Raw genomic sequence first — 13,378 nt, forward strand, 5'->3', positions numbered from 1 at the left:
GAGCCAAAAATTGTAACCCCCAGAAAGAGGCGGCCTCCCCGGCAACATCTCTGGTCCCAGGAAGATGGGAGTATCATTCCACAGCATGACATTCAGTGGATTTAATAGAATTCTCCTCCTTCTTTGCGGGCTATTTATTTTGGTTTGGTTGATTCCCGTGTTAGCCCATTCTGAAGAAAGTCGGGCGGTTGAACGATTGGAAAAGATCATTGAAAAACCGAAGGCTGTCCGAAAAAGTTTGAAGGATCAGGGGCTTCTCCTGGAAGCCACGAATACCATGGATGTCCTCTCCAATGTCTCCGGAGGCATTCGTCGAAAAACCACTCTCACCGGGGATCTGGATCTCCTGCTCACCATCGATATAAAAAAATTAGTTCCTAACTGGAGGGGCACGGTTTTTCTGTATGGCTTGGGCTTGTATGGGAACGATCCAAGCAAAAATGTCGGTGACATACAAGGCGTGAGCAACATTGCGGCACCTAATACATGGAAACTGTTCGAAGCCTGGTACCAGCACAATCTTTTTCAACGATTTTCTCTGCTTGCCGGCCTGTATGATATCACCTCTGAGTTTGATGTCATCGTATCCGCGTCGACACTTTTTCTAAATAGCTCTTTCGGGACCGGAGCGGAACTTGGAGCTGGTGGCGAAAACAACCTGTCCACCTTTCCTGCGACCTCTCTGGGAGTCAGGGCGCAAGCCATCCTGACCGATTCGCTCATGGTTCGCGCCGTGGTCGCCGATGGCATTCCGGGGAATCCCAATGATGCTCGCGGTACTCATGTTCGTTTGAGAAAAGATGATGGCTTGTTCGGTTCCATGGAATTGGCGTATTACAAATACAATATGGCTGATTTGACACAAACAAAGGAAAAAACGCTCGAAGAGCTCCCTCGTCGCCTGACCTTCCGCCGGATTGGAAGATCCGCCCCCCTCGTGTATAAATCAAAAGTTGCCCTCGGATTCTGGGGGTACACCACTTCTCTGGATCAACTCAACAAGGTCAATAGTTCGGGAGAACCTGTGAAGCAGCATGGCACCTTCGGCGTATATGGGCTAGCCGAATATGATGTGTATTATGAAAAGGACGACAAAGATCAGGGACTGACTCTCTTTGCTCGAGCCGGAATGGCTGACCCCAACGTGAACCGCATTTCCCAGTATTATGGCGGCGGGTTCATCTATAAGGGATTAATTCCCGGGCGAAAAATTGACCGAACCGCGTTCGGGGTGGCAGCCGCGGTGAATAGCCATGAGTATAAACAGTCTCAAAAGCGCGCAGGGCAACCGGTTGATAATGCAGAGATCACGCTGGAAGGTACTTATTCCATTTTTGTCAACTCTAACCTCGTCATTCAACCCGATCTGCAATACGTCATTAATCCCGGCACGGTTCCGGGCAGACAAAACGCTCTGATATTGGGAGCACGGCTTGAGGTCAATCTCAATAATTAAAGCGTCCCTTTCAAGCCTTTGGAAAGGGAGAAAAAAGGAGTGGGGTTCAAAACCACATGACATAATTGGATGGATGGGGGCCGGGGGCATGGCAAAGGGTAGACCCTTCATCTGCAGCAGTTCACTCAAATTTTAAAATCAAATTCCAACAGGGTTGACCATCGACGGTTGGCCACACAGCATGGCATTCGCTCTGTCCAGGCCATAGGCCGAAAGTTTATTGCATTCCCTGTAAGCTTTCCCAGATACGCATAAGAAGCCAGAGTATTCCTACCACCGTTCCTGCGATCACCAAAATGAGGCCTAACAAGAGGCCTACCACGAAAACCCAATCACCTGCAGTTGAGCTTGGGCGATCCCCAACCGCATATCGCTCCAACAACTCAACATTTCTCACATTACTTTTAAACCAGACAGAGAAGAGATCGCCGAGAATGGGAATGGCGCCGATCACGCCGTTAATCGCGATATTCAAACTCATGCGGATGAGGACAATTTTGGGAAGGTGGGATTGGGCCGCCACGACAAGGATAACTGATCCAGCCAGACCTGCGAGGGCATCACCCACACCTGGAATCAGCCCAAGGATCGGATCTAACCCGATCCGAATTGAGGTTCCGGGAATTGTAAAGCGACGGTCTAATATTTCCGCCAGGTATTGGGCAAGTTCAAATTTTCGGGAATGTCGCACGATAGGGGTTCTGCTCCTTTTATTCCTGCAAGATATTAATTTTAAAAATCCTATCAGTAAAATTCCGATTGTTTTTCATTTCAACAGATTTGACGTCGAAATGTCATAGACGGATGAACTGCCAAAATGAAAGAAATATCTAGTCAATGATTCGCAAACAAGAATAGATTCATGTCCCTTTCTACCAGGATTGCACCCGACAGATGATGGAAAATCATTTAGCAGAGCCGTTCATCCAGAAAATACGCGGTGTTGCCGCCTCTCGAAAAGTGAGTCACTTTTTGCATTTTTCCACGATCGTTTCCATCATTTTGCTCTGAACAGTCTGCTTCCTTGGATACGATGCTCTTACATAGTTCAACAAAGGAAGGGGGCAGGTCTTTGACAAAACCAGCCCCCTTCGATCTTCCACAGCCTGGTGGATCATTCGTATTTCTACTATTCCGGTTGAGTTTCCTCTCCCCGGCCCCAGTCAGTTAAGAAAAATCCTCTACCAGTACTTGGCCAGTCCGGTAACTTTGTTTGTCAAGTGGCATTGGCCGAGTTCATTCCTATTGAATCTCCCAACTCGGAGAGGTGGTCCCTGGAGAACCTGTTGAGCCAACCGTGACTCCATTCATCAGCCATATCTCGACCTCACCTGAATTGGTATCGAACCAGGTAATATCGACTTTCCCGCTACCATCCCGATCACTAACCTGGGCAATCTCCCAATCCAAGGCCTTACCCGCCAAGGAACCCATGGTCCCAATTGTGAGTCCATTCATCAACCAGAAGGCCAGGTCACCGGTAGCGGTGTTGCGCCAGATCACATCGGCTGTTCCGTTACCATCGATATCCCCCACCCCGGCCACCTCAAAGGTCAGGGTCGCAGTACCAGGCACGCCGATCGACAGGACGGTGAGCCCGTTCATTAACCACACGGCCACCGCCCCGCTGTTGCTATTTCGCCAGATGATATCGGCTTTTCGATCGGCATTGACATCACCTAATCCGACAATCTTCCACTCACCTGGGACACCGCCGAGGGATTTGGATGAAGCAATGGTCGCTCCATTCATCAGCCACACGACGACCACCTTGCTATTGGTGTTTTGCCAAATGAGGTCTTCCGTGCCATTCCCATCCACATCTCCAACTTGCTCAAGCACCCAACCAGTGGAGACTGTGCCCGGAAAGCCGACCGATGTGATGGTATGCCCATCCATTAACCACACGGCCACCGTGCCACTGGTACTATTGCGCCAAATGACATCAGCCTTACCATCGGCATTCACATCCCCGATACCGACAATCTTCCAAGCCGCAGAAACTCCTCCAGGAAAACTTGGGGAAGCTATTGTCGTCCCATTCATCAACCATATGGCCGTCGTCCCATTACTCGTATTGCGCCACACAATGTCGGCCTTGCCATCTCCATCCAAATCAAATTTCGCCGTGCGGTTATGGATAAAAATATCCCGGACTCCATTCGTGTCCCCCGGGACAAGATTGTTTGAATCGGAGAACAATCCGACAATCCGACCATCCTGACTGATGGCAGGATTACAACTAAAGTCATTGCCTTGCACCCCACCGGTCGTCACACTCATCCTGGTGGTGGTGTTGGTCTGACGATCATGCACAAACACATCACCTTCTCCATTCGTATCGTCAGGGACGAGATTCGTGGCAAATGAAAGAAATGCGACAAATCGTCCATCCCCGCTGATAGTCCCCTCTGAACTCTCTCCACCACCTTGGAGACCACCACTTGCCACACTCACACGCGTGGTCGTGGTCGTCTGACGGTCATGGACAAACACATCACCCACTCCATTGGTATCGCCCGCGACAAGATTCGTCGCATCCGACTGAAATGTCACATAGCGACCATCCGCATTCAATTCGGCATCCACACTCGCACCATTGACCTGCCCCCCGCCTGTGGCGACACTCACACGCGTGGTCACACCTGTTTGCCGATCGTGAAGGAACATATCCCGAACACCATTGGTATCACCCGGGACCAGATTAGTCGCATCGGATTCAAACGCAACCAAGCGACCATTCGCACTGAGAAACCCCGCTCGACTGGTATTATTCCCCTGGATGGCCCCTGTGGTCACACTCACGCGCGTGGTCGCCCCTGTTTGCCGATCGTGAACGAACACATCTAAGACTCCATTGGTGTCGCCCGGCGCAAGGTTGGTCGCAAAGGAGTGAAACGCCACAAATCTGCCGTCGGCACTCAGGGCTGGAGCAAAACTATTGTTATTAGACTGCCCCCCGCCTGTCGCCACACTGACCCGGCCCGTCCTACCCGTCTGCCGATCATGGACGAACACATCAATGGCCCCATTGGTATCTCCCGGGACGAGATTCGTGGCGGCCGACCGAAATGCCACATAACGCCCATTGGCACTCATGGCGGGGTCAAGGCTCTCGCCATTAGCCTGGCCTCCGCCCGTCCTCACACTTATGCGCGTGGTTTGTTGGGTGTGTCGATCGTACACGAAGATATCCCGTACCCCATTGGTATCACCGGGCACCAGATTGGTCGCCGAAGAATAGTAAGAAACAAGTCTGCCATTTTCATTCAGGTCCGGAAGAAAACTCGTATTATTGGCCTGTAGATTTCCAGTGCTGACACTGACCCGCGCCGTCTCCGCCCCATAGCTCAGGGGTACAAGGAATGCGAGCATAAGTAGAATCGTGCCCGCAGTGATCATTTGGTTGTACATTTTCATGTTCGTTCCTCCAGAGCTATTTATGATTTTTAGGGATAAAGCCAATTATCAAATCATTTCTGCTGCGAATGCCCAAGTGGAGCATACGTCATGTGGAGCATATTTTTTCCTGTGATCCGGACCCGGTTCCGATTTATAAGAAAGTCTACAGCCTACTCAAATTCCTGCGCCACTTCATCGTTTTTGGTCAACGCTTCGTTCTATCAGAGCTACAACCATTAAGATTTTCAAAAAAGCCTAACTCAACTGACCAATAACTTCCACACATTCTTCAAGTCCCCCATGAGGCTAATCAGGCTTCGCGCCCAGCAACAATCTTGAAATCTAGTAAAAAGTAGAAATGATGTACATGCAGCAGCCAAAGGCTATTGAAGACTTTCCCCAATGAAATCATGCATTGCGAGCAATGTAGGTGCCGAAATGGGGGTACGTGGAATTCATAAATATCCACCAAGCATGGCTTTAGCCATATATATGGACCAGTTATTCAGGAGAGGGACGGGCAGGGATAAGGAGCGGGAAGACAGCTGACCGGACCCTCAAATACTTTTCGAGAAGAATCAGATGCCGGGCCTTTTGACTTTTCTGGCACTCGCGACGTACAAGAGTCCATCACCATTTGCATGCACTTAGAAAAGGAGTCGCATATGCAGTGTCCGTGTCAGAGTGGAAAAACCTTTAAGCAATGCTGTGAGCGCGTTATCACCGGAGTGAAACAGGCAGAGACTGCCGAGCAACTCATGCGGGCCAGATATTCGGCCTATACACAAGTCCAGATGGATTTTATCGAAAAGACCCATGACCCCAAAACCAAACACGACATCGATCTTGAAGCCAATCGCAAGTGGGCGGAAACCACCAAGTGGACAGGGTTGGAAATTCTCGCGACGAAACAGGGTGGAATGGACGATGAAGCGGGTCTCGTCGAATTTAAGGCCACATTTGAAACAGATGAAGGCCCTCAAATCCATCATGAACTAGCCGAGTTTCGGAAACATGAGGGGACCTGGTATTTCTCCGACGGCAAAAGCCCTGGTGCTCAAACCGTCGTTCGTAGCGAGCCCAAGATTGGACGTAATGATCCTTGCCCCTGCGGCAGCGGGAAAAAGTATAAAAAATGCTGTGGGAATGCCTGAGTCGGGAGAGGATCCGATATCGCGCTTCACCGTCTATTTTATGAAGGAACCCATCCTCACAGCGGCTGGCTGACCGACTCCCGACCAGGTGGGTGACGGGCCTCTCCTTAGTTCGAAAAGACTATGAAGTCTTCGCCGCACCCTGCCATAGCATATCGTAGCCAAGTTCTTTCGTCTCAGAACACATCGTAGCCAAAGCGGCGAATGTCTTATTGAACAGTTCATCGGCATGGGATTTTTCGTGATCCTCAAATGAACTCCAATAGGTCACAATCGCGTAATGGTCATCTGCGGTTTTTGATTCACTAATGGACCCTTCCTCAGAAACGAACCCGGAAAATTTGAACACCTGCCCGGCGATGAAACCCCCTTTGTCACCGCCATACGTTTCCTTGACGACCATGCACATTTCTCCAACAGCCAGCTCCACCTGATCGAAGGTAATGCCGGGCTTCAATTTGACGGTGTTGAACAACATTTTCGCCCCAAAGGGAAGAGTAATAGGACCAAACATGGCACCCTCCTGGTGAGAGCACCCGTCTCAAAGCGGGTGCCTGTAATAGGAATGATCAGACTAACCTTATCCGCAGAACTCGTTATTGTGATAGCACCAACCCCACAGCGCTCACAGACCTTATACCACACGATTCATCACCAGACATCTCGAAGGCCTCATCCAACGATTGTCAACACATCAGGCATGCTCGACGCGGGGTCCTTCCAAATTGCATTGACAAAGACCAGGAAAACTTTGAGAATCCTGGCATACAACTCACGCGGCTATTCATCGCTGGCACAGATCACCCACGCCATCACTTGAAAGGACGCACATCATGGGGAATGCGTACCGGGGTCGGAATAAACTGCGACGGCTTCAAAAACCCGCAGTCGACAAACCCATTGACGAACTCCTCAAAGGACTGCGACCCAAGCCTTCAGCCTCGAGCAACAGCTCCTATCGGGAACAGTCACTCAAAATTCACGGGCTCATTTGCGCCAAATGCGCCAGAGAGTTTGACCTCAAGACCAGACACCTGCTCACGGTGCACCACAAAGACGGCAATCACCATAACAATCCCCAGGACGGATCGAATTGGGAAAACCTCTGCGTATACTGCCACGATGATGAACACAGCCGGGGAATCCTTGGTGATTATTTACGGAAGGCGAAAGAGGACAAGTCTTAGGCAATCAGTCTACAATCCCTTAGCGTACGAAGAACGCATGCTATTGGCTTGAACGAATTGACGGAGAGGTTGATAATTCTATGCTGAGGAAAGAATCACTAAAAGGGATACATGGCATCTATGTGGTCGTCGAGGACTTGGGACCGGAACTGAGAGGCGTATTAAACCGAAGTGAGGTGCGAAAACGAGTGGAGGCACAACTTCAAACTGCGGGCATTCGTCTCGTCAAGGAGCTTGAGGCAGCCAAATTGCCCGGAGAGCCCTATTTATATGTGAATATGGCGGCTCTTCCCTTGGGTCCTAAGCGCTATGCCTGTCGAATCGACCTGGAAGTCCACCAACTGGTGGCTCTTGTTCATAACTCCTCCACGGGACATGCTATCACCTGGGAACAAGGCGTCGTGACCGCGGGTGGGGTCAAAACCATTTTCAACAATTTTGACGAATTGGTTTTGGATTTCATTTGTGATTATCTGGCGATGAATCCCGACAACTAATCTATCAACTCAATCACCGCCAAACCGTTCTTTCGAATCCCGTGCTTTTCTGCCAAAGCTCTTTCCCCCTTTCACCGGCCTTCAGTCTCACACATAGACAAGGTCTCCTCCACCCGACCTGTTCCTGAGTCCAAGCATATTTGCCCTTCTACAAAAATTTTCATGATCGCAGGATCTCCTCGATTTCATTGGTCTAGGTTCATGAAATTTGACCTCGACTGGTCAATCATGGGAAAAAGACTATTGTCCAAATTTTTAGCCTATAAGGAGAATGCTCATGCCAAAAGCGCGTGCCCGTCACATTTTGGTTTCAACAGAAGAAGCATGCAATAACTTAAAAACGCAAATTGAGGGTGGAGGAGATTTTGCCGCCGCCGCTAAGGAACATTCCACCTGTCCATCAGGCAAGCAAGGTGGGGACTTAGGCGAGTTCGGTCCCGGTCAAATGGTCAAAGAATTTGATACGGTTGTATTTAGCGGCGAACTCGGCAAGGTCCACGGCCCTGTCAAAACCCAGTTTGGCTATCATCTTCTTGAGATCACCAGCCGCACCCCGTAAATCGTTCACTATTCATAGGGCAAGGGCATAGTCTCGTGGCTATGCCCTTTTCTTATGGCTCCATCACCTTCAATCACTGTCATAAGCTTTGGGCTCAATCATTACTGTCCACACGGTCATCCAACAGATGCCAAGGCCAAACGTATTCCCGGCTTTCTTCAGATATGGAAAGGTTTGGCATGAAGATTCCCCTTGATGTAGACTCCAGTACCTCATTGAACCACCTGAAACACGGTCACATTTACTGATTATGCCAAGCGAACACCAGCCGTCAAAATCCACGGAATTCAAAAAGCTCCTCTTGTCTCCCCAGCTTGAATTTATCTGTGAAGCCCACAATGGGCTTAGCGCCAAGATCGTGGAAGAAGCAGGGTTCCATGGCATCTGGGCTAGCGGACTCTCCATCTCAGCTCAATTCGGCGTGCGAGATAACAACGAGGCCAGTTGGACTCAAGTCCTGGACAATCTGGAATTTATGTCTGATGCAGCCCGCATTCCCATTCTGCTCGATGGAGATACAGGCTACGGCAATTTCAATAATATGCAGCGTCTCATTCGTAAATTGGAACAACGGCATATCGCGGCCGTGTGCATTGAAGACAAGTTGTTTCCGAAAACCAATAGCTTTCTCAAGGGTGACACACAGCCCATGGCCGACATGGAAGAATTTTGCGGAAAAATTAAAGCCGGGAAAGATGCCCAATCAGATCCGGATTTCTGCATCATCGCCCGGGTTGAAGCGTTTATCTGCGGATGGGGACTGGCTGAAGCCTTGCGGCGGGCGGAGGCGTATCACCGTGCAGGGGCAGATGGCATCCTGATTCACAGTGCGCTGGCGGTGCCTGATGAGATTCTGGCGTTCAAGCGAGAATGGGGCGATCGATCTCCCGTGGTCATTGTTCCGACAAAATACTACTCCACTCCCACCGACGTGTTTCGGCAGCACGGATTTTCCATGGTTATTTGGGCCAATCACATGCTCCGGGCCGCAATAGCCACGATGCAAACGACCGCCAGGGTCCTCAAGGAACAGGAAAATCTTTTGTCGATTGAGGATAACATTGTGCCGGTTTCAGAAGTCTTTCGTTTACAAGGTGCGGCTGAACTTATGGAAGCGGAGCAACGCTATCTCCCGAAAAGCGCCGACCTCGCAATGGCGATAGTGCTCGCCGCTTCCCGTGGAGATGAATTGGGGGAACTGACGGAAGATAAACCCAAAACCATGGTGAACATACGTGGAGTCCCGCTCCTTGCGAATATCGTTGACGCATACAACAGCGTGGGCATCAAGGAAGTTCTTGTGGTCCGCGGGTATAAAAAAGAAGCCGTCAATCTTCCTAATCTCACCTATGTTGACAACGATGCGTTTGCGGAAACGGGAGAATTGGATTCCTTGTTGAAGGCGCTTCAATCAAAAGAAGGCCGCTTCCAGGACACCATCGTGTCCTATGGCGATGTCCTGTTTAACAGCTACATTCCTCAGGCGCTGCTTCAGGCCAAGGATGACTATGTGATATTTGTGGACAGCGACTGGCAGGAGAAAACGAGTTATACCAGGCTTGGTGGATTTGCCGAATGCACCGCGCCGAATTCGCGAAAAGCCTTTAATGCCCAGATTCATCTCAATCAATTAGGCAGGGAGGTTCCTTCGAACATGATTCATGGCGTATGGATGGGATTTTTGAAAGTCTCGGCTCAGGGTGTGACGCAATTACATGAGATCCTTACCGAACTTCTTGCCGACCCGATTCACCGAAAAGCAGGAATGGCAACCCTGTTCCAGGAATTATTACGAAGGAATTATTCGATAAGAGTTCTCTATACCGTCGGGCATTGGCTGGACATTAACAGCCTCGATGATGTCGTTGAGGCCGGAAGGTTTCAATGAGGATTGGAGAATCTTCTTCAATTGTCTTGAACAATAACAGGCTCGGTTATTTTCATGAAGGGAGCCCTCACGATGAAACTTTCAGATCTCTCTCAGAAGGAATTTAAAGAACTGGTCAATAGCATGGTGGATGACCGGTTATGTGAACTACTGGGCAATCCCGACCTGGGCCTGGCCCTGGACGAGAAGGTTCGCGCGGAGATGAAGCAGGTGTTGGAGTCCAAAGAACGGGTGACAGGAGAAATCGTCGCCGAGCGACTGGGCCTCCGCTGGTGACATAACATGGCCTGGTATCGTGTCACCTATCAGCCCTCGATTCTGGAAGACCTTCAGACAACCGACCAGAGCATGGCTCAACGCCTCTTGGATAAGACCAAGTGGCTGGCCTCTAATGTCGCCAACCTACGACATGAACCCCTGCACGAAGAGCTACCTGGACTTGTCCAATATGCCGTCGGTGACTGGCGCATTCTCTACTCCATTGACCGGGACGAGCATCTTGTCCACATCCATCGTATCGCAATTAGACAAAAACTATACGCCAGTCGCACCGCGCAGCAGGAATCATGAGTCGGTCTGAACAGATCGAACACGAACTGACCAAGGCTGCCAAGGGGCTCCAGGAGGGGAACGATGGTTTGGCCAGAGTGTGCGCACGACGAGCCGTGGCATTGGCGTCGCAGCATTGGGCAGAGGAACGGAATCTGCCAACATGGAAAGGAGATGCCATACATCACCTTCGTCAGATCCAAGGGGAATACACATTCCCTGTATCTGTGAGAGCTGCCGCGCAACGACTCCTGACTAAAGTGACCGAACAAACACAGTTGCCCATGACCACGGATCCCATCACCGACGCACGCATCATCCTTGACCATCTGAATGCACAGATTTGAAGCCAGGTCTTCGGAAAACCATTCGGGTTCTCAAGCTTTCCCCGCCCCCCTCGTCGAATCCCTGTGTATTGGTAATATTCAACACAGTTTTCACATATCGCATAATTTCATTAGGAGGTTTGGACTTCAGCTCCTGTTCCTGACGATCATTGCCACGATGGCCAACCCCCGGCTACTCATGGGAGCCGCTTCCCCCCAATTCATTATGGAAGCCCCGGAATCTTTGGAACCATTAGCTGCCCAACTGCAAGAAATCAATCCACAGTCTCTTCAGCGCATGATGGACTTTATGGGCCTCGAACACCCTGGCTCACCGATTCGAGTCATATTGGCGCCAAACGGATCGCCCCTTGCACAGGAGGCGCCGGAATGGATGTCTGGTTACGCAGTGAGTGGGGCCTCCACCATTGTGCTCCTCACTGACCGGAGTTTGACTTACCCGAATAATTCACTTCACGATGTCTTCCGGCATGAAATCGGCCATATCCTTGCCCATCGGGCTGCGGGAGAACAGCCCCTGCCCCGTTGGTTTGATGAAGGATTGGCGATGATAACCGCACGAAGGTGGGATTTAGAGGATCGAGCACGATTAGTCTGGGCGATGGTTTCCGACACGCAAATCTCTTTGAATGAACTTAATACCCTCTTCGTCAAAAACGAGGCCTCCGTCCGACGGGCCTATGTCCTCGCCTACGCCTTTACGTTAGATCTCCTGGAACACACAGGACAGGATAGCCCCAAACGAATTCTGGCAAAAGTCCGACAAGGCATCCCATTTCCTGAAGCCTTTGCTCAAACCACCTTCATGACACTCACGCAAGCAGAAGAACAGTTCTGGATCCGGCAGACACTCTGGAATCGCTGGATCCCGGTGGCCACCAGTTCAGGAATGGTTTGGCTCGCGATCACCCTCCTGGCCTTTTGGGCGTTTACCAGACAACGGAAGAGGGCCGCAGCCATTAGGAAACAATGGAGAGAAGATGACTTTGATCTATGATAAATTGTCGCCCGAGGATCACATCGAACCTCTTCACCAAGGTGCTTCGAATCAGAAATGAAAATGCTATTTTCAAAAGTTTTACTTCCATGACACGCACTTTCAACATTTTCTCTACACCTTGAAAGGAAATTTCACATGGCTCAAAGACTCAAAGACAAAGTGGCCGTTATTACGGGTGGCAATAGTGGTATTGGTTTGGCCACAGCTAAATTATTTCAGGCCGAGGGGGCTAGGGTTATTATCACGGGAAGACGAAAAGATGCGGTAGAAGCAGCCGTCAAAGAAATCGGAGGAACCTGCAAGGGAATCGTATCCGACACGGGAAATCTAAATGATATTGTTAATCTCTATGGACAGATTCAGCAGTCAGGATTTAGGATCGATGTTCTCTTCCTCAATGCCGGCATTGCGATCTTTGGCCCATTTGACACAGTAGACGAAGCCACATTCGATACGATGATCAATGTCAATTTCAAAGGCCTCTTCTTCAACATTCAAAAGGCCGCGCCACTCCTGAATGAAGGAGCCTCGGTCATTATTAACTCGTCCATCGCGGACCAGAAAGGGTTTCCCAATTCCAGTGTCTATGGCGCAACCAAAGCGGCCATTCGGAGTCTGGCCAGAACCTTATCAACCGAACTCCTCGAAAGAAAAATCCGGGTCAACGCTCTGGCGCCTGGCCCAATTGATACGCCTATCTTTGAGAAAGTGGGCGTTCCTGCAGAGGAAGTTCCAGGCATGAAAGCAAGTTTTGGTGACCAAAATCCTATGAAACGAATGGGTACCTCAAACGAAGTCGCCAAAGCCGCATTGTTTCTGGCATCAGATGATTCATCCTATATCACGGGAATTGACCTCACCGTCGATGGAGGGGCCACACAACTATAATGTGTCACTGATCATGGCAACCATCAGGGAACCGATCAGTTTCTTTGGCCTGAAAGGGAGCATCTCTTTCAAGGAAGGGGGGAAAACATTTTCAGTCAGAAAGATAAAGACTCCCATGATTCAGCAAATCCAGGAGTAAGGAATCGTGTCCTTCCGACGAGACGTATTGATCCGAGCCGATTTGGCGTTCCGCGCATAGGGTTTTTACCAGATCACTCATGAGCGTACTGCAGGTGAACTGACGTCCATCAACAAATAGCCAGAGATCCTTTCCCTGTTCATGAAACGCAAAACGTGAGCCTTCATTTCTGACAAGCTTCCCTCCCTCCGCCAGATGGGTACGAACATCTTCCAGACGGTGTTCCTCCGGCGTCGCCTCCTCATCCTGATATTTTGGAGAGGTCATATAACAACCAAACCATTGAGCCAGCTTGTCATCATCTTCGATATA

General features: G+C 50.1%; 15 protein-coding genes. 11 read left to right on the forward strand and 4 right to left on the reverse strand.

What is annotated here, in order from left to right:
• Positions 1 to 85 precede the first annotated feature (85 nt).
• Positions 86 to 1,456 carry a carbohydrate porin gene (locus AAH187_RS16690; RefSeq protein WP_342349612.1) on the forward strand — a complete coding sequence of 457 codons (1,371 nt, stop codon included), beginning with the start codon at positions 86 to 88 and terminating at the stop codon, positions 1,454 to 1,456.
• Between the two features lie 217 nt (positions 1,457 to 1,673).
• Here AAH187_RS16690 and AAH187_RS16695 read toward each other — a convergent pair whose 3' ends face one another.
• The gene (locus AAH187_RS16695) at positions 1,674 to 2,147 is read right to left on the reverse strand and encodes a DUF4112 domain-containing protein (protein ID WP_342349613.1); all 474 of its coding nucleotides are present in this window, start codon (positions 2,145 to 2,147) and stop codon (positions 1,674 to 1,676) included.
• 551 nt (positions 2,148 to 2,698) lie between these two features.
• Positions 2,699 to 4,876, reverse strand: coding sequence for an FG-GAP-like repeat-containing protein (locus AAH187_RS16700; protein ID WP_342349614.1), 2,178 nt, complete (start codon positions 4,874 to 4,876; stop codon positions 2,699 to 2,701).
• Positions 4,877 to 5,523: 647 nt separating this feature from the next.
• Between AAH187_RS16700 and AAH187_RS16705 the strand changes: the two genes are divergently transcribed.
• Entirely contained in the window at positions 5,524 to 6,012 is a 489-nt protein-coding gene (locus AAH187_RS16705) for a YchJ family protein (protein WP_342349615.1), read from the forward strand.
• A 121-nt stretch (positions 6,013 to 6,133) separates the two neighbouring features.
• Here the strand turns inward: AAH187_RS16705 and AAH187_RS16710 are convergent, their stop codons facing one another.
• Positions 6,134 to 6,526, reverse strand: coding sequence for a hypothetical protein (locus AAH187_RS16710; RefSeq protein WP_342349616.1), 393 nt, complete (start codon positions 6,524 to 6,526; stop codon positions 6,134 to 6,136).
• Between the two features lie 319 nt (positions 6,527 to 6,845).
• Between AAH187_RS16710 and AAH187_RS16715 the strand changes: the two genes are divergently transcribed.
• The 9 genes from AAH187_RS16715 (at position 6,846) to AAH187_RS16755 (ending at position 12,927) form a co-directional block, all read left to right on the forward strand.
• On the forward strand, positions 6,846 to 7,199 hold the full coding sequence (locus AAH187_RS16715) for a YajD family HNH nuclease (protein WP_342349617.1): 354 nt from the start codon (positions 6,846 to 6,848) through the stop codon (positions 7,197 to 7,199).
• 80 nt (positions 7,200 to 7,279) lie between these two features.
• Positions 7,280 to 7,696, forward strand: a complete 417-nt coding sequence (locus tag AAH187_RS16720) for a hypothetical protein (protein WP_342349618.1) — start codon at positions 7,280 to 7,282, stop codon at positions 7,694 to 7,696.
• 277 nt (positions 7,697 to 7,973) lie between these two features.
• Complete coding sequence (locus AAH187_RS16725) at positions 7,974 to 8,255, forward strand: peptidylprolyl isomerase (RefSeq protein ID WP_342349619.1); 282 nt, start codon at positions 7,974 to 7,976, stop codon at positions 8,253 to 8,255.
• Between the two features lie 250 nt (positions 8,256 to 8,505).
• On the forward strand, positions 8,506 to 10,143 hold the full coding sequence (gene aepX, locus AAH187_RS16730; protein ID WP_342349620.1) for a phosphoenolpyruvate mutase: 1,638 nt from the start codon (positions 8,506 to 8,508) through the stop codon (positions 10,141 to 10,143).
• Positions 10,144 to 10,215: 72 nt separating this feature from the next.
• Positions 10,216 to 10,419, forward strand: a complete 204-nt coding sequence (locus AAH187_RS16735; protein ID WP_342349621.1) for a hypothetical protein — start codon at positions 10,216 to 10,218, stop codon at positions 10,417 to 10,419.
• A 6-nt stretch (positions 10,420 to 10,425) separates the two neighbouring features.
• Positions 10,426 to 10,713, forward strand: coding sequence for a type II toxin-antitoxin system mRNA interferase toxin, RelE/StbE family (locus AAH187_RS16740; protein WP_342349622.1), 288 nt, complete (start codon positions 10,426 to 10,428; stop codon positions 10,711 to 10,713).
• A complete protein-coding gene (locus tag AAH187_RS16745) occupies positions 10,710 to 11,039 on the forward strand; it encodes a hypothetical protein (RefSeq protein ID WP_342349623.1) in 330 nt (109 codons plus the stop codon). The genes AAH187_RS16740 and AAH187_RS16745 overlap by 4 nt, the downstream gene beginning before the upstream one ends.
• Positions 11,040 to 11,196: 157 nt before the next feature.
• Entirely contained in the window at positions 11,197 to 12,036 is an 840-nt protein-coding gene (locus tag AAH187_RS16750; RefSeq protein WP_342349624.1) for a hypothetical protein, read from the forward strand.
• A 138-nt stretch (positions 12,037 to 12,174) separates the two neighbouring features.
• The gene (locus AAH187_RS16755) at positions 12,175 to 12,927 is read left to right on the forward strand and encodes an SDR family oxidoreductase (RefSeq protein WP_342349625.1); all 753 of its coding nucleotides are present in this window, start codon (positions 12,175 to 12,177) and stop codon (positions 12,925 to 12,927) included.
• Between the two features lie 91 nt (positions 12,928 to 13,018).
• On the opposite strand, the gene AAH187_RS16760 is transcribed toward AAH187_RS16755, so the two are convergent.
• Positions 13,019 to 13,378 (reverse strand): winged helix domain-containing protein (locus AAH187_RS16760; protein WP_342349626.1); only part of this gene is annotated, 360 nt, incomplete at its 5' end.

It is taken from the genome of uncultured Nitrospira sp. (assembly GCA_902500695.1).
Taxonomy (GTDB): Bacteria; Nitrospirota; Nitrospiria; order Nitrospirales; family UBA8639; genus Nitrospira_E.

Excerpts from the sequence above, each read along its gene's own strand:
- AAH187_RS16750 (WP_342349624.1), top strand. The coding sequence starts at position 11,197 with ATGGCCAACCCCCGGCTACTCATGGGAGCCGCTTCCCCCCAATTCATT.
- AAH187_RS16715 (WP_342349617.1), top strand. The coding sequence starts at position 6,846 with ATGGGGAATGCGTACCGGGGTCGGAATAAACTGCGACGGCTTCAAAAA.
- AAH187_RS16755 (WP_342349625.1), top strand. The coding sequence starts at position 12,175 with ATGGCTCAAAGACTCAAAGACAAAGTGGCCGTTATTACGGGTGGCAAT.
- AAH187_RS16745 (WP_342349623.1), top strand. The coding sequence starts at position 10,710 with ATGAGTCGGTCTGAACAGATCGAACACGAACTGACCAAGGCTGCCAAG.
- AAH187_RS16725 (WP_342349619.1), top strand. The coding sequence starts at position 7,974 with ATGCCAAAAGCGCGTGCCCGTCACATTTTGGTTTCAACAGAAGAAGCA.
- AAH187_RS16740 (WP_342349622.1), top strand. The coding sequence starts at position 10,426 with ATGGCCTGGTATCGTGTCACCTATCAGCCCTCGATTCTGGAAGACCTT.
- AAH187_RS16720 (WP_342349618.1), top strand. The coding sequence starts at position 7,280 with ATGCTGAGGAAAGAATCACTAAAAGGGATACATGGCATCTATGTGGTC.
- AAH187_RS16735 (WP_342349621.1), top strand. The coding sequence starts at position 10,216 with ATGAAACTTTCAGATCTCTCTCAGAAGGAATTTAAAGAACTGGTCAAT.
- AAH187_RS16690 (WP_342349612.1), top strand. The coding sequence starts at position 86 with ATGACATTCAGTGGATTTAATAGAATTCTCCTCCTTCTTTGCGGGCTA.
- AAH187_RS16700 (WP_342349614.1), bottom strand. The coding sequence starts at position 4,876 with ATGAAAATGTACAACCAAATGATCACTGCGGGCACGATTCTACTTATG.
- AAH187_RS16710 (WP_342349616.1), bottom strand. The coding sequence starts at position 6,526 with ATGTTTGGTCCTATTACTCTTCCCTTTGGGGCGAAAATGTTGTTCAAC.
- AAH187_RS16705 (WP_342349615.1), top strand. The coding sequence starts at position 5,524 with ATGCAGTGTCCGTGTCAGAGTGGAAAAACCTTTAAGCAATGCTGTGAG.
- aepX (WP_342349620.1), top strand. The coding sequence starts at position 8,506 with ATGCCAAGCGAACACCAGCCGTCAAAATCCACGGAATTCAAAAAGCTC.